We start from the raw sequence: 17727 nt of genomic DNA on the forward strand, positions 1-17727 counted from the left end.
CTGCATTTTTACAACCCCTATAATTGCGCTCCAAGAGCGACTTGTCAAAGAAAAAAGGGCCAAACTGGTGCCTCAAATTCGTCTATTTCCTATTTTTTAACATTGAGATAAAGTAGTCAACATTGCTTTGATATTTATTTTTTGAACCTGGATAAACCAGATCAGATTCTATACCAAGCGCTGTCATTTTTTCTTTTAAAGCAACACCAAACTGCACGTGATGAACTTTCCAACCGCGAGCAGTCTGTCCTTCTGGCACAGGATCTTCCGGTGACATTCTATAACTCATATAAATAGCGGGATCGTCCTTTGATACCAGATCAAGTGCCGAAATCTCGCTTACGCGATTCTGATATTCTTCCTGGGTCGTTGCGCCTAATGTCTGATAAAAATCTCGATGGGATTCGTCGTACCCGGGAATATTCTTCTTCCACCAGGCAACATCCATCGTGGTCTGACCGCCAGATGTGGCCACGGCCTGAAGTCTGGTAGATTCGCGTTCGATTGGATCATCGCTGTCTGGACTGGCCATGTCTTCGTGAAAAGCAAGATACATGCAAATTTGTGCACCAGCCGATCCGCCAAATGCGCCGATCCGATTTTTATCGATGTTCCATTCGGTAGCATTGGAACGCAGAAGCTGAAGCGCTCGTCGGCAATCGTAGTGCGCAGCAGGCAAAGGAGCCTGCTGCACATAGCGATAGTTAAAAGCCGCGACAGAAATGCCCGCATCTAATAAAGCTTTCAATGTCTTATTATTAATCCCATCCTTGCTGCCGTTTCTGAAACCGCCGCCGTGAATATACACTGCAACAGGGGTGGGTTCGTCTGATCGTGCCGGATAAAAATCAAATACGTTCCGCTCATGGGGGCCGTACTTATAATTTTTAATGGTAGCTATCTCTGACATCTGTGAAGCCAACCCTCTGCTTTGTGAGACTTTTTGTGCGAAAACTTTCCTGATATTAGCAAAGACGAAGAACGAGAAAAACAAAAGAAGATAGAATCCGAAAACCTTTACCGCAGCACGACTTCCAAAAGAGTGGCATCTCATATTCGATCTCCTCTATGGTTCTGACAGGAATTTTATTTTAGCAGGCGAGATCACCCCCACTCAAATACCACGCCCAACACTTCTCTCGGATTATCGGCGAGCATGTCGTAGGTAGCTTGACAATCGGCGGGATTGGCGACATGGGTAATCAAATCTTCGATGGGCAACTTGCCCGCAGCCATCAAACGCAAAATTAGTTCGCGATCTCTGCGCTTGCTCCAAGGATAATAAATATGGTCATCATCCGGTGTCTTGGGCTGATGCGCGCCCAAAACCGTGATCTCGCGCAAGTGAACCTCGGGCAAAAAACTCACTTCCACAGTACCGCGCGGAGACCCCAGCGCGACCAGACGCCCCCCCAACCGGGGTAAGGTCAACGCCATGGGATAAACCGCCGGAATACCCGTCGCTTCAATCACCAGATCGACACCATCGCCCACGCAATGCTCGCGCACCACTTCGGCGACATCCCCTGCAGTATTGGGATTGACACAAATATCTGCCCCCCAGTCTCTCGCCTTACCCAACCGAAAATCATCCAGATCAATCGCAATAACCGGAAGCGCGCCAGCCAGCCGCGCAAAGGTTGCTGCCAACTGACCCACAATACCCATACCGGTAACTGCAACAACCTCACCCAATTCGGGGCGTCCAACCCGATGCCCGTGCATGGCAATAGCACACATAACCATAAAAGCCGCAGACCTGGGCGAAACACCTTCAGGCGCTTTAAAAAAATTCCCGCTCATGACCGCATGACTCGCGTGATTGCCCTGCGCGGCAATGCGATCACCGGGCTCTACCCCCTTCACATCTTTGCCCACCTCGAGCACCACGCCCGTATTGCAATACCCCGTTGGCCGCGGAAATGTTCTCGCACGCGACGGTTCTCCCCCGTGTGCATAATTGTAAATTTCCGTGCCAACACTCACAGCGGTATAATCATTCTGCACCAAAATGCCATTATCTGGCACACGCGGCAAATCAAAATCCTCCAATTCAATCCGCCGGATATCTGTGCATATTAATCGTTGTGCTTTCACGACTATCTCCTTCTATGGAGGATCCACGGGAACCTTCTGGCGTTTCGGAATCAGCGGATCGTACACAAACTCCTTTGTTCCCTTCTTAAATTCCGCACGGGCTGCTTGCAACACCTTTTTGTCCAAAATCAGATCAATAGCCGATCCCGCAAACACCTTGGCCGTTTGCAAAACCGCGCGGTCAGCAAAAGGCATTACTGCCTGTGCGGTCGTATCGCGGTGATGGCCCGGCGTGCCCTTTGTATAACACACCATCTGAAATCGACCCATCGGTGCCAGCCACGACACATTGTCTTCATCCGAAGACCCGCGTCCCTGTGACCCCTTCCCCTTTTTGATCTTCCCGTCAAATTCACCTTTGTATCCCAATTCCTTTACGCGTTCCTTATCTTTTTTAGACGCACGCGGTGGACCGAATAATTTGAGATTTTGACGCACAGTTTCGCACATCACATCATTTGGCAAACGCGGGTACACAGCCGTAATACGATGCCATTTCATAGTCGTTTCCGTGGCCATCGCCGCACCTTTGGCGCATCTGGTCAATCGCTTGCGTATTTTATTCACCTGTTCACGATCCTTCCCCCGCACATAATACCACACCTTCGCATAAGCCGGAACCACATTGGGTGCATCTCCACCATCTCGAATCACGCAGTGGATACGCACATTTTCGGGAACATGCTCGCGCAAATAATTCGCCGCAACATCCATCAACATCACCCCATCCAACGCACTGCGCCCATTGTGAGCACTCGCACCGTGAGACGTCTTGCCAAAAAACTCATAGACCAGCGAATCCATTGACGAACCACCATAATTGCTAACACCCGTACCCGATCCCGGATGCCACGCCAGCACTGCATCCAGATCTCGAAATGCGCCATCGCGAGCCATATACACTTTGCCCGCCAGCGTCTCTTCAGCCGGACAGCCGTAATAAATAATCTGGCCGGACGACTTCAAATTTTCCAATACTGCCTTTGCAGCAACCGCACCTGCGGCCGGGGCAACGCCCAAAAGATTATGACCTCAGCCGTGGCCCCAGGTACCCTCCTCGGCACCGCAATTGGGCAATGCGTCGTACTCCCCCAACATGCCTATAGTGGGTTTGCCCGTTCCCCAGGTAGCGCGAAAAGCCGTCGGGATATTTTTCCACGGAAATTCGACCTGAAATCCGTTCTCCTCCAAATACGCCGCCAACGCCTTTGACGACTCGTATTCCTGAAACGGCCGCTCTGCCCAGCCGTGAATACTCCGCGACAGATTAAACGCCCGCCGCGACTGCGTTTTCACAGCCTGATCCACCTGCAATTTTTTGGTTTTTGCATCCATCTATATATCCTCCCTATTCTTTTACCGCATTCACAACTCGCGCAATCACCTCATTCTGACTCCCGATCTTATCCCGCTCTTCCCTGAACTGATCCCACAGTCCTGGATTTTGCGCGATAACCAGCCCTAACCGCGGGCACATCCAGATATGCTTTGCACCAGCACCCGATGCGGCAAAAGAATCTCTCGGCGCATCTGCCCACTGCATCCCGCGATCATTGCACCAGAATCCATGCCCGTATTTCCAGTTCTCTTCGGGTTCGTTATCCAGAATAAAGTCATTTGTTACGGTTGCTTCTTTTAAATAACTCTCGGGCGCAACCTGAACCCCATTCCAATTGCCGTAATTTGCCCACAAATGCCCCACCCGCAATTGATCTCGCAATGTGGTATGCACCTGCGTATAATACCCGAAAATATTTAACCTCGCACTGGGCCACAGATCAAAATTGGAATGCGAATGCGTCCAGGTCCCACCAATTGGATCGCGCAACTTTTCTTCAATCACCTTCCCACATCCCGGCAAACCCTCGGGATTATTTGCATCGTAACACCCGTAAATTTTAGCCATTGCGTGGGTCAGAATATTCATCCCATAAGTCTGATAGTGAAAAACCTCGCCCGGTTTCTCCCCCGGCTTCATATAGCCCGAAACATTGCATATCAAATGCCGAAACGTAATATCGCGATCTTTCTCAAACGCATACCGCCCGGGCTTTGGACCCTCCTGCTCGCCCACATCCATCATCTCTGGATAGTAATCGACAACTCTCTCATCCGGCGAAGACAACTTGCCCTCCGCCACAACAATGCCTAAAAGCGTCGAATAATACGACTTTGCAGCAGACGCCTGTGAGGGCATCAAATCCGCAGCAACACCTTGCCGCCACTCTGCCGCGAGATACCCGTAACGCGCAACCCCCACCTGAAAGGATCTGTCGCCGGCCACTTCGTGCAACCACCTCTGCACCCGCGCGAGTTTCTCCGCGTCAAACCCGAGGTCGCCGGGCGATCTCGTCTCCCATTCTGCTCCTGGGAATATCATATCCATATTATTGTCTCCATTACACCCTGAACCCGTCTTCTCGTTTCACGCCCTCTTCAATCACATCCGCCTCGAGATCAAACCCCGTACCCGGCGTATCTGGCACCATCAAACACCCATCCTGCATCTTCCAGCCATCCAGCACAATGCCCGGCATATCTGCGGGAGCGGCTTCTTGAAGCGCAAAATGGGGCACTGAAGCTGCAAAATGCGCGTGGGCATAGCGCTCGATCAAGCTGCCCCAGCAATGAGGCGCACACCGGCCTCCCCACGGTTCGATCATCGCGGCAGTCTCGCGCCACCACGTAAGGCCCTTGGCGCGAAAATCGTGTTGCACCACATCGATCCACCCCTTTTTCACCATATCAAAATAACTGGGTGGCGGAGGACCCGATTCCCCATCGGCGACAAGCGTATCATATCCTTTTTCGACGATGAACTGCTTAAAATCCTCGTTAAAAGCCCCATCTTCGGGAAACGGCTCTTCAAACCAGTAAATCCCCACATCTTCACAACGATCGAGAATGTCTTTTGCAATATTGAGCGTCGTCCCATTATTCGCATCAACGAGTATTTTTGCATCTTCACCGGCGGCTTCCCGAACAATGTGAATAACCAGCACATCCCGATCCGTACCTTCTGTAACGGGCATCCAGCGCGCGCCGCGACCAATTTTAATTTTGAAATTTTTATACCCGTAATCGTGCCCGGTCTTCACCTCGTCCCGGAATATTTCTACAGCCTCTTCATCTGAAGCATCCAGATCGTCGATATAAACCGAACCATCGTACAACTCGACCGCCCGAGAGCCCCGAGCACCCAGGAGTTCGTACAAAGGCTGATCCGATAATTTGGCTACCAGATCCCACAAAGGCAAATCAATCACCATGCCAGCTTCGTTTGATCCCCCCGGCAATTGAAACACATCCCCAATGCTTTTACCCACCAATGACTCGGCTTCTGATCGACCCAACCGCGACCACCCAACGCCAATAGCACCGCTACTTGTATGAATGCGAACCACGGGATCCGTCACCATATCCCCGTGAACGCCAATCCGCGCATTGCGCCCGATCAGGCGAGGACGTTTAAATTTCATAACCACTTTTTCAATCCGAATAATTTTTTCACCGTGTAAATTCAGCATAAAAAACTCCCATTCTGTGAAAGTGCTGCATAGTTGCGAAACGCCCTGCCTAAATTAGATTGCTCCTGACATAATGTCAATTGCCAAAAAACCCCACTCTGCCACTCCAACGGACGGTACAGGGACACCACCCCTACATTGCATCCATTCCATCGACCGTTTTTTTACCCTTGACGACTGCCACAAGATATAGTATTATAGCGGCGTGTAACAACCTTCCCCTCCACAAAATGTAGTTCCCCGAATCTCCCCAGATTGCTGTGATTAAATGCAGTCCAAAAGTGTGTCCTTTATTTTCCTCATTGATTTTTGATACACAGGTATCCTGATCTGTATTATCATATCCCCTTGTTTTTTCGCGCCTTATGATCTTAGAAGAATTCGAGTAGGAGGTTTTCATTGCACCTGACTCGTTTGCAAACACTGGGTTTTAAGTCCTTTGCACAAAAGCTCGACATGCCCTTTCAAAAAGGCATTACCTGTGTCGTGGGACCAAATGGTTGTGGCAAGTCCAACGTGGTTGATGCGCTGCGCTGGGCACTGGGCGAACAGCGCCCCCGATCTTTGCGTAGCGGCAGTATGGGAGATGTAATTTTTTCCGGTACGCGCTCGCGCAAACCCCTCGGTATGGCCGAAGTATCGCTCACGCTCGATAATTCACAAAAAGTTTTGCCCACCGAATTTTCCGAAGTCACCATTACCCGCCGTCTGTTCCGATCCGGCGAAAGCGACTACCTGCTCAATAAAATTCCGTGCCGCCTGAAAGACATTCAAAACTTGCTGATGGACACCGGGTTGGGCACGCAGTCTTCTTATGTTATTGAACAGGGCATGGTGGATGAGATCATCAGCGACAATGCCGAAGAACGCCGCCGGTGCTTTGAAGAAGCCGCCGGTGTGACGCGGTATAAAATTCGCAGGCGATCTGCGTGGAATAGGCTCATCGCCGTGCAACAAGACCTGCAAAGAATGGAAGATTGGCTCGGAGAAATCCAGCGCCAGGTCGCATCGCTACAGCGGCAAGAGCGCAAAGCAAGGCTCTATAAAACACTATCAGATGAATTGCGCGACCTCGAAATCAAACTGGCGCGATTCCAATACTTCGATCTGGCCGACCAATCTGGGCCGCTGCGCGAGGAAATGGTCTTTCTCAAAGAAGATATCGAAATTTCAGAAACCGACATGACCACCCTCGAAGCCCAACTCGAAGAAATGCGCGCCGAACTAACCGATCAGGATCGCGCACTGTCCGAGGCCAATATCGAGCTGTCGCAACACGTCGAGCGCGTACACGGCAAAGACAGCGAGATACTGGTCGCACGCGAAGAGGTACGCAGCATCCAGGCATTTTTAGAACGCGCCGAGTATCAGCAAAAATCGCTCAAGGTGCGTCTTGACAACGCCCAAAAAGGCCAAAAAGCAGCCGAGCAAGACGGGCGTGAAGCCAGTAAAAAACTCAAATCCGAAGAAGCCAAACTCGAAGCGGAAACCGCCAAACTCGAAGCGGAAATCCGGGATCTGGATACACAACGCACACAAGTCGATGCCCAAAAATCTCAGTTGATGGATCTATTGCGCCAAAATAGCGATCAGGGCAAGAGCCTCGAGCGCATGCAGGCCGAGCGCGAGGGCATTGTACAGAGAAAGGCGCGATTGACGCAGGATATTGAGCGCGTGGCTGCGCGCCGCCAGGAGGCTGACGAAACTGCCAATCAGTCCGCAGAACAAATCGCCGCAGTTGAAAGTCAAATTGCCCAACGCGCAGAAGAACGGCAACAACAGGTCGCGGGTCGAGACCGCTGTATTGCCCAGCGAGACGAACAAATCGAATCGCGCAACCGCTTGCGCGCAAATATTGAAGCCGATCAGGCGCGGGTCGCCCTCCTCCAAAAACTGAGAGAAGGCTTTGAAGGCTATTCCAAAGGCGTGCGTGCTCTGGCTGTCGATTCGCCTTTTTCCAACCGCATACAGGGCGTTGTCGCCGACATGATCGATGTCAAGCCCGAATATGTCACTGCCATCGAAGCCGCGCTGGGACGTGCACTGGAATGCTTGATCGTCAGCAATACCGACGACGCGCGTTGGGCAATTGATTTTCTCCGACAAGGGGAACACGGAGCCGCCGCATTTTTGCCCCTCGAACGCATCATCTCCACCAATCACAGCGAAGTACCCAAAGGAGAGGGAATTGTCGGGCTGGCAAGCGATCTGTTAAATCCACAGCGCGATATACACGGTGCTGTATCTGCGCTGTTGCGCCATACCCTGATTGTAAGCGATGCACAAACCGCGATTGTTCACAGCGGTGCCATGCATGCCAAAGGCGTTGAGATTGTGACACTCAGCGGCGAAGTTTTTTCCGCAGATGGCACGGTATATGGCGGTGCAGATGCAGCCTCAGAATCGGGCTTTATTGGTCGCCAGCAACAAATCGACGACCTCCAGTCAGCCATAGAATCCGCCCAAACCGCACGCTCAAAGTGCGAAACACAACTGGCTCGCTCGCTCGAAACACTCGACAAACACCTCGCGCAAATCGAAGCCTGCGATAATGCATTGGCCGATTTGCACAACCGCCGTGCCGGCCTTCAAAGAGACCGACAAAACGCCGAAACAGAAGCCAAACGCCAGGCTCAGGCAGTAACAGAACTCGACCGGGAAACCGCACAACTCGCACAGCGAGAAAGCGAATTGATGGATTTGATTTCCCAAGCAGAGGAGGCGCAGACAAAGCTCGACACCAAACGCGAGACCCTCGAAGACGTGGTTCGCCGTGCAGATGAAGACTTGCGCGAAAAAGAACACCAGCGTCGCGTACTTCAAGATGGTGTCGCTGCTGTGCGTGTGGAAATTGCTTCTTTGAAAGAACGCATCGAAAGCCTCGCACACGAAGCCGTGCGCCAGGGTCGAGAGCGCGAATCTATTGCCCGCGAAATCGAGCGATTATCCGGCGAGGCCGATGAGAGCCAAAAACGCAAACTCGGACGCGAAGAAAGCATCGGAACAGCGTCGGGCGAACTGGAAGTCCTCCACAAGCAACAATCCCACATTGAGCACAAACGCGATGCACAAGCGCACAGACAACACGAAATCGTGATGGCGGCGCGCGCCATTGAAGAAAAGTTGCGAAAAAAAAATCGCCGCACAACACAAAATCGCGAGCGTTTAAGCGAAATTCAGGTCGCCATGGCGCACATCAAAGAGCGCGGCGAGGGGATTATCCAACGTCTCAAGCGCGATTACGAAGTCGATATTGCCGAACAGGGGCGTTTTCAAGATCCCGAATTTAACGCGGATGTGGCGGAAAAAAAGACCCACGAACTGCAAGAGCGCATGCGGCGCATGGGGTCTGTCAACCTGGCGGCACTCGAAGAGTACGAAGAACAAAAAGAACGTCTTGAATTTCTCACACACCAGCGCGACGACCTTCTGGAAGCCGAAGAAATTGTCAAGCGCACCATCACGCGCATCGACCGCACGGCGCGCCAGCGCTTTCTCGATACCTTTGGCCGCATTCGAGAAAACTTCCAGACCACATTCCAGGAATTTTTTGAAGGCGGCGAAGCCGATCTGACCATGCCACCCGACGAAGATCCCCTCGAGGCGCCCATCATCATCACAGCGCGTCCGTGGGGCAAACGCCTTCAGAGCATTAACCTGCTTTCGGGCGGCGAACGCGCCCTGACGGCCATTGCCCTTCTCTTTGCAATTTACCTGGTCAAACCCAGTCCCTTTTGCGTCCTCGACGAAGTCGATGCGCCTCTCGATGATGCCAATATCGCGCGCTTTGTAAAAGTCATCCAAAAATTCTCCAAACAGTCGCAGTTCATCGTTGTCACCCACAACAAAGGGACGATGGAACATGGCGAAACCCTGCACGGCGTGACCATGGAAGAACCCGGCGTCTCCAGGCTCGTTTCCGTCAAAATGTCCAGCGATAGCGAAAACCAGGGCGATGGTGTCGCCTCGTTTACCGAAGCCGTGGCACAACCCGCAGATGACGATTGATCCCAATCCCGGACAACGCAAAGGGCGGCGGTTTATACCGTCGCCCTTTTATTTTTTTATCAATCGTGTATATTATTGGGCAGATAGCCCTCCCCGTACCCTATCTGGAGATTTGCATGCAAAAACATGTACGGATGATATATCTCGCCTCTCTGACTCTGCTTCTATTTTTTGCGTGTGGCCCACAGCCCGCCGAGATCAAGATTGCGACTTACAACATCTATTGGCTCGACGATGGCATTTCCAATGCGCGCCAGGAACGCCTGCAAACAGTTATAAACAAACTCGATGCGGATATCATCGGCTTTCAGGAAATCCAATCAAAATCCGCGCTCGAACACATATTGCCCGACAACTATACCATTGGCATGCTCGATGATCCCGAAGAACTCCAGGAACTCGCCATAGCAGTGCGCGAGCCATTTGAAATTACCGATCTCAAAATGGTCTTTCCAGAAAAAATACACGACCAGGCATTTCCCCGAAAGCGCGATCTCCTCCAGGCTTATGTCGAGGGATATGGCCGCCGCTTGATTGTTCTGGTTCACCACGCCAAATCGCGGTCGGGTGGTCGCGCCAAAACCAACGCGCGCCGAGAAGCCAGCGCGACCATGACCATGCGCTATCTCACCAGCCGCGTAAAATACGACCATATTGTATTGCTCGGCGACTTCAACGACAACCCCGACGACCGCTCGCTCAACATTCTCGAATCCGGCAATCCCGAAGCGTTTCCCGGAATCGACCAGGTACCCGATGCATTTCTCTACAACACATCCGAGAGCCTGTTAAATCGGGACTATTGTTCTTACGGGTACCACGATATCTACGACAAAATTGAAAGCGACATCTTTGACCCCATGGTCCCTGGTGCGCGCGCAGAAAACAATAAATGGCGGGACAAACCACACGATTTTATGCGGGACGTCAAAGTCAAAGCAATTCTTTTTGACCAAATTCTCGTGTCCCAAAACCTGAAGAATCACGTCCAATCATCGGGCATTTTCACCCACGCCGAAGCCGTGAAGGGAACCCGTTCACGCATCCGCTTTTCCGGTGACGAAATCGTCTATACCACACGCGGCGACCTGGCTTCGGATCACGTACCCGTGTGGACAATCTTAAAATTCTAATAATATCACAATGTCCGATCTCCTCGACACATTGCAACGCCCCATCCGCGACCTGCGTATTTCGGTCACCGACAAATGCAACTTCCGCTGTCCCTATTGCATGCCCGCCGAGATTTTTGGCGAAAAGTACGAATTTCTTCCCAAAGTAGAAATCCTCACCTTTGAAGAAATCGCCCGCCTCGCCAGGATCTTCGTCGATCTCGGCGTCACAAAAATTCGCGTCACCGGCGGTGAACCCCTCCTGCGCCGAGACCTCGAAACCCTCATCGCCAAACTATCACAGATCAACGGCGTACAAGATCTCACCCTCACTACCAATGGCTATCTCCTCGCCGCCAAAGCACAGAGCCTCAAAAACGCCGGCCTGCACCGCCTCACCGTGAGCCTCGATGCGATTGACGACCAGACCTTTAATCTCATGAGTGGTCGCACCCATGGCACCGAGCGAGTACTCGAAGGCATCCGCGCTGCTGAAAAGGCGGGCTTCCAGGCCATAAAAATCAACGCAGTTGTTCAAAAAGGCATCAACGACCACCTCGTTATCGACCTTGCCCAACACTTCCACAACACGGGACACATCCTGCGATTCATCGAGTTCATGGACGTGGGCAATCGCAACAACTGGAACATGGATCAGGTCGTGCCCGCCGTAGAAATTATCGATCGCATTCACACCGTCTTACCCCTCGAGCCTCTCGACCCCAACTACACAGGCGAAGTCGCAAAACGCTATCGCTATCTCGATGGCGGCGGTGAAATCGGCGTCATTGCCTCTGTCACGCAGCCCTTTTGCGGCGACTGCACGCGCGCCCGCTTATCCACTGACGGCAAACTCTACACCTGTCTCTTCGCCTCAGAGGGAACAGACCTGCGCGATGCCCTGCGACAAGGCGCATCCAACGCCGACCTCCGCGACCAGATCATCCAGATATGGCGCCACCGCGCGGACCGCTACTCCGAAATCCGCTCTGAACACACCCCTGCAACTCGCAAAATCGAGATGTATCAAATCGGGGGATAATACCTCTCACGTCTTACCTTTTACCCTTGACAAATCCCCATAATACACTAAGTTTCAAATTCATTTTTGATCATGCTCAACCAAAAATCTCCTAACTACAGGTGATACATCATGGCCACAAATTGGAAAGAAGAATTGCGCGATATGATCCCGGAAGATATAGGTGCTGAAATCGATACATTTGAAGCGCAGATCGAACAAAAAAAACAGGGACAAATTGACGACCGCGTCTTTGCCGAAACCCGTCTTCGCCGCGGTGTTTACGGCCAGCGCTACGACAATGGACAACGCTTTGACGGCCTGGTAACCAAACCACTCAACTATCCCAGCGGCGATCTGCTCAAAGGACCAGACACAGTCTGGGATGCGCCGGGTATGCAGCGCATCAAAATCCCTTATGGCGGCCTGACCACCGATCAAATGGATGTGTTGGCCGACATAGCCGAAGAATATTCTGACGGCATTTTGCACATCACCACGCGCCAGGATATTCAAATTCACTACGTACACATCGAAGACACGCCCGACCTCATGCGCCGCCTCGCCGCTGTAGGCATCACCACCCGAGAAGCCTGCGGAAACTCCATCCGCAATGTCACGGCCTGCCCGCTTTCGGGCGTGTGTCACACCGAAACATTCGATGTCACGCCGTATTCACATGCCCTCGCCCAATTCCTCCTCGGGCACCCCGACTGTCAGGACTTTGGTCGCAAATTCAAAATCGCCTTTTCCGGATGCGCTCAGGAAGCATGCGGTTTGACCAGCATGCACGACATGGGCATGATCGCGCGCATCAAAGACGGCAAGCGCGGGTTCGAAACCTACGTCGGCGGCGGCTTAGGAGCCGTGCCTCACCAGGCCAAACTCTACTCGGAATTTCTGTCCCCCGAAGAGCTTTTGCCCACAGCGCAGGCAATATGCCGCGTTTTTGCCCGCCTGGGTGAAAAAACAAATCGCGCCCGTGCGCGCATCAAATTCCTCGTCGCCAAGCTCGGTATCGAAGAATTTAGTCGCCTTGTCGAAGAAGAACGCAAAATCCTGCCCGAAGATCCCGCGTGGACAGCCTATCTCAACGACCTGGATAGCTACAGTGAAGAACCCCTCAAAATCGCAGCTCCCCTCAATGGGGTTGCGCGCCCCGAAGCGTTTGATGCCTGGGCAGAAACCAACATCTACAAACAGCGACAAGAAGGCTATGTGGTCGCAACAATATGTCTGCCTCTGGGAGATATCACATCCGATCAGATGCGAAACCTCGCCGATATCGCACGCAAATACGTCAAAGACACCATTCGCGCCACCGTCGAGCAAAACATCATCCTTCGATGGGTCAGCGAATCCGATGTCGTTTCACTCTACAATGACCTTTGTGAACTGGGATTGGCCGAACCGGGAGCTGGTACCATCGTCGATGTCACCGCCTGCCCGGGCACCGACACCTGCAAATTGGGCATCTCCTCATCGCGCGGTCTCGCTGCAGAGTTGCGAACGCAATTGGCACAACAGAATCTCCAACTCGACGACGCCATCAAAAACTTCCGCATCAAAATCAGCGGGTGTTTTAATTCCTGCGGACAACACCACGTAGCCGATCTCGGTTTTTACGGCAACAGCCGAAAAATCAATGGCTATACCGTACCGCACTTCCAGGTCGTACTCGGCGGACAATGGACCGAAAATGCGGCCTCTTACGGCCTGGCCATGGGCGCTATTCCCTCCAAAAATATTCCGGCCGTCATCGAACGCATCACCGACAATTATGTTGAAAACCGCGAAAAAGACGAAAGCTTCCAGGCCTATATTCAGCGTATCGGAAAAAAAGACGTCAAAGACCTGCTTCAGGGCCTCACGCAGGTTCCCATGCACGAAATAGACCCCTCCTACTATACGGACTGGGGCGATACACGCGAATTTACCATCGGCGATATGGGCAAAGGCGAATGCGCTGGCGAAGTGGTTTCACTGGTGCAATTTGAACTATCCGGCTGCGAGACCGAATCCTTTGAATCGCAGATTTACCTGGAGGAAGGCGACTACGAAGCTGCGTACAAAACGGCTTTCGGCGCGATGTTGCACGCCGCCAAAGCACTGGTCAAAACGCAGTTTCTCGACGTACCAGAAGATGCCGATGTCATCGTCGAAGAATTTCGCACGCGCTTTTGCGATACCGAGTTGTTCTACAACCAGTTTGCCGGCGCAAAATTTGCCAATTATCTCTTCCGCGTTCACGAAGAGGAAGTCGCCGAATACACCCGCGACATTGCCCATCAGGTCGTCGAAGAAGCCCAACTCTTCATCGAAGAAGCCTATGCCTGTTATGGTCAAATGAATGTGGTTTGAAAGGTAATTATGCCAACCCATAAAATCAGCGTCAAAATTTATCTCGATCAGGGGCACAATATCGCGCCTGAGACTTGGTTCAAAACCTTCAACAACTGGATTTCAGCACACAATGGGTCCGATGTGCTGCTCGATGCAGCCGATTACAGTCACGTACCCAATGGTCCCGTGACCCTGCTAATCGGTCACGAATACGACATCAGCATTGACGACACGGACGCAAAACGCGGCCTACTCTACAACCGCAAGCAACCCAACGGAGGTAATTTTGCGCAACAATTGTCCTCAGCAGTTCGTGCAACCTGTGCAATCTGCCAGCGTCTTGAAGCAGAAGAAGCGGTCGCTTTTCGAGGGAATGAACTCAGACTCATCCTCAACGACCGCCTCAATGCCCCCAACACCGAAAACACGCACAACGCCATAAATGACGATCTTCAGGTGTTTTTGCACCAACTTTATAACGGTTCAGAGGTAGCCGCCGAACGCAGAAAAGATACCAGGCAACGATTCACCCTGGACATTCGCGCCGAGGGCGATTGGTCCGTTGCAAAACTCCTCGAAAATCTGTCCTAAAAGTAAAAAATCTTCTTTTTAGTACCTGCAATCATAATTTTAACTTACAATACTTGACAAAGCCAACCAAATAAGTATATTTGGCAAAGTCAACGCCGGATGAGTCGGAACAATAGCAAAGGAAAGGAAAAATAAAAATGGCCTATATCATCGCCGAGCCATGCATTGATGTTATGGACAAGGCCTGTGTGGAAGTTTGTCCGGTAGACTGCATCTACGAGCCAGATGCAACCGATTTACCGGAAGATGAACGCCGCAACATGCTCTATATTCACCCCGAAGAATGCATCGACTGCGGAGCCTGTGAACCCGAATGCCCGGTTGAAGCGATCTTCGCCGAAGAAGACACGCCTGACGAATGGTTGGAGTACATCGAAATCAATGCAGTTGCCTTTGAATAGCGTCTAAATAGAAACAACCGGTTTTCAAATGCCAGGGCCGGATCGCGGTTCTGGCATTTTCGCGCCATGTGATTAAGGAACATTTTTTATGGCATATCCTCGCAAGCACGGACTCTACAACCCCAAATACGAACGCGACGCCTGTGGTATTGGATTTGTCGTGAATATCAAAGGCGAAAAATCCAACCAGATCGTCAAAATGGCCCTCGAATCCCTCGTCTGTCTCGACCATCGGGGTGCGCGCGGCGCCGAAGACAACACGGGCGACGGCGCTGGTGTTTTGATGCAAATTCCGCATCGTTTCTGCAAACACGCCTGCAAGGGAATCGGCATTGATCTGCCAGATCCCGGTCACTACGGTGTCGGCATGGTCTTTATGACCGATGACGAAGATCGCTCCATCCGCCAAAAAACGCGTCAAATCATTGAGGATATTGTCCAGGAGGAAGGGCAACGAGTTCTCGGCTGGCGCAAAGTGCCCACCGACAACTTCTATCTGGGCCTTACCTCCAGGTCCTGTGAACCCGTTGTGTGGCAAATTTTCATTGGTCGCAGTGCCGACTTGCCAGACGACTCAATGGCATTTGAACGCAAACTCTACGTCATTCGCAAGCGCGCCACCAATACGATCCGCTATACCGGGCACGACGAAAATTTTTACATCCCCAGCTTGTCGTCGCGCACCATTGTGTACAAAGGCATGCTCACGCCCATGCAGGTACCCGAATTTTATCCCGACCTGCAAGATCACCGCATGGAAGCCGCGATTGTCCTCGTGCATTCCCGGTTCTCCACCAACACCTTTCCCTCCTGGGAGCGGTCGCACCCCTATCGATACCTCATACACAATGGCGAAATCAACACCCTGCGCGGAAATCAAAACTGGATGAAAACCCGACAGGCCATGCTGGCTTCAGAATTTTGGGGTGACGACATAAAAAAAATATTCCCCATCCTCTACGAAGATGGCTCGGATTCCGCGATCTTTGACAACTGCTTTGAATTTCTGTCTCTATCTGGCCGCTCAATGGCGCATGCAGCCGTCATGATGATTCCCGAACCCTGGGAAAACCACGAGAGCATGCCCCCCGAAAGACGCGCCTTCTACGAATACCATTCCTGTCTTATGGAACCCTGGGATGGTCCGGCATCTATTGGCTTTACCGATGGCGAAATCGTAGGTGCCTGCCTCGACCGCAATGGCTTGCGCCCTTCGCGTTATTACGTCACCAAAGACGACCTGCTCATCCTCAGTTCTGAAGCGGGCGTCTGCGAATTGGAACCCGAGCGCATCGCTTACAAAGGTCGATTGCAACCCGGTCGCATCCTTCTCGTCGATACCCAAAAGGGCCGCATCATTTCCGACGACGAAGTCAAACAGTCAATGGTCTCCGAACACCCCTACCAGCAATGGCTCGACGACCATCTCATTTCACTCAAAAACCTGCCCGCAGTCGCGCCCCTGGAACCCCCAAAAAATCACGCTGAAATACTCATGCGGCAGCAGGCTTTTGGATACACGTTTGAAGACCTCAAAATTTTTGTTGGTCCCATGTCCAAAATCGGGCGCGATCCCGTCGGATCAATGGGCAACGACGCACCATTGGCAGTATTGTCCAACAAACCACACCTGCTCTACAACTACTTCAAACAGCTCTTTGCCCAGGTGACCAATCCGCCTCTCGATCCCCTCAAAGAAGAAGTCATCACCTCAGCCGATGCCACCATTGGTCCAGAGCGCAATCTGCTAATTCCCGAACCCGAAAGTTGCAGGCAAATCCATCTCGATACGCCCATTTTGACCAATGAAGAACTCGAGCAATTGCGCCGCGTCGATCGACCGGGCCTCAAAGCCACCACCATATCCATGCTCTTTGACGTGGCCGATGGCGAAGCCGGACTCGAAAAGGCCATGCACAGATTGTGTTCAGAAGCCGACAAAGCAATTGAAGACGGTTATACCATTCTCATACTTTCAGACCGCGGTATTGACAACGACCACGCCCCCATTCCCGCACTCCTGGCCATGAGCGGTCTCCACCACCACCTCATCCGCGAAGGTACACGCACAAAAGTCGGGATTGCCCTCGAAACAGGTGAACCCAGAGAAGTGCATCACTTCTGCTTGCTCATCGGCTACGGCGCTCAGGCGATCAATCCCTATATGGCTTATGAAAGCCTCGCCGACATGATCGCCGAAAAGCAATTGACCGATATCGCCTACCGCGATGCGGTCAAAGGATATGTCAAATCCGCGACCAAAGGCGTAGTCAAAGTCATGGCAAAAATGGGCATCTCCACCATCAAGTCCTATCGGGGTGCTCAAATTTTTGAAGCAGTTGGCATTTCAAAAAACGTCATTGACCAATACTTTACCTGGACGGATTCCCGCATAGACGGCATTGGCCTCGATGTCATTGCCCGAGAAGCTCTGATGCGGCATCGCGATGCGTATCCCCAAATTTCAGTCAACGGCAGCACCCTCGATGTCGGCGGGCATTTTCAGTGGCGCCAGGGCGGGGAATATCACCTCTTTAATCCCCTTACAATTCACAAGCTCCAGCACGCCACGCGCACCAACGATTACGAAGTGTACAAAGAATACGCCACTCTCATCGATCAACAGG

The 17727-nt window shown here is 52.0% G+C and carries 12 protein-coding genes and 1 pseudogene; 7 read left to right on the forward strand and 6 right to left on the reverse strand.

All coding sequences use genetic code 11. The annotated features are described in order from the left end of the window. Positions 1-82: 82 nt before the first annotated feature. From OXG87_18010 to OXG87_18035, 6 genes are read right to left on the reverse strand one after another with little or no spacing between them, the layout of a single operon-like run. Positions 83-1054, reverse strand: coding sequence for an alpha/beta hydrolase (locus OXG87_18010; protein ID MCY3871448.1), 972 nt, complete (start codon positions 1052-1054; stop codon positions 83-85). A 50-nt stretch (positions 1055-1104) separates the two neighbouring features. Next, the gene (locus OXG87_18015; protein ID MCY3871449.1) at positions 1105-2097 is read right to left on the reverse strand and encodes a zinc-binding alcohol dehydrogenase; all 993 of its coding nucleotides are present in this window, start codon (positions 2095-2097) and stop codon (positions 1105-1107) included. Positions 2098-2109: 12 nt separating this feature from the next. Beyond that, on the reverse strand, positions 2110-3117 hold the full coding sequence (locus OXG87_18020) for a peptidase dimerization domain-containing protein (protein MCY3871450.1): 1008 nt from the start codon (positions 3115-3117) through the stop codon (positions 2110-2112). Positions 3118-3129: 12 nt separating this feature from the next. Next, a complete protein-coding gene (locus OXG87_18025) occupies positions 3130-3432 on the reverse strand; it encodes a hypothetical protein (protein MCY3871451.1) in 303 nt (100 codons plus the stop codon). A 13-nt stretch (positions 3433-3445) separates the two neighbouring features. After that, positions 3446-4483, reverse strand: coding sequence for a serine hydrolase (locus OXG87_18030; GenBank protein MCY3871452.1), 1038 nt, complete (start codon positions 4481-4483; stop codon positions 3446-3448). 13 nt (positions 4484-4496) lie between these two features. Next, positions 4497-5624 carry a hypothetical protein gene (locus OXG87_18035; GenBank protein ID MCY3871453.1) on the reverse strand — a complete coding sequence of 376 codons (1128 nt, stop codon included), beginning with the start codon at positions 5622-5624 and terminating at the stop codon, positions 4497-4499. A 399-nt stretch (positions 5625-6023) separates the two neighbouring features. On the opposite strand from OXG87_18035, the gene smc reads away from it, so the two are divergent. The 7 genes and pseudogenes from smc to OXG87_18070 all read left to right on the forward strand — a co-directional run. Then, on the forward strand, positions 6024-9632 hold the full coding sequence (gene smc, locus OXG87_18040; GenBank protein ID MCY3871454.1) for a chromosome segregation protein SMC: 3609 nt from the start codon (positions 6024-6026) through the stop codon (positions 9630-9632). Between the two features lie 116 nt (positions 9633-9748). Then, a complete protein-coding gene (locus OXG87_18045; protein MCY3871455.1) occupies positions 9749-10765 on the forward strand; it encodes an endonuclease/exonuclease/phosphatase family protein in 1017 nt (338 codons plus the stop codon). A 10-nt stretch (positions 10766-10775) separates the two neighbouring features. Then, a complete protein-coding gene (moaA, locus tag OXG87_18050) occupies positions 10776-11786 on the forward strand; it encodes a GTP 3',8-cyclase MoaA (GenBank protein ID MCY3871456.1) in 1011 nt (336 codons plus the stop codon). Between the two features lie 111 nt (positions 11787-11897). Then, a complete protein-coding gene (locus OXG87_18055; GenBank protein ID MCY3871457.1) occupies positions 11898-14126 on the forward strand; it encodes a nitrite/sulfite reductase in 2229 nt (742 codons plus the stop codon). 9 nt (positions 14127-14135) lie between these two features. Next, positions 14136-14699, forward strand: coding sequence for a hypothetical protein (locus tag OXG87_18060; protein MCY3871458.1), 564 nt, complete (start codon positions 14136-14138; stop codon positions 14697-14699). 137 nt (positions 14700-14836) lie between these two features. Beyond that, positions 14837-15097, forward strand: a pseudogene (locus OXG87_18065) (ferredoxin family protein). A gap of 91 nt (positions 15098-15188) precedes the next feature. After that, a partial coding sequence (locus OXG87_18070; GenBank protein MCY3871459.1) for a glutamate synthase subunit alpha occupies positions 15189-17727 on the forward strand: 2539 nt, incomplete at its 3' end.

The sequence above is a fragment of the Gemmatimonadota bacterium genome, assembly GCA_026706845.1.
Classification (GTDB): domain Bacteria; phylum Latescibacterota; class UBA2968; order UBA2968; family UBA2968; genus VXRD01.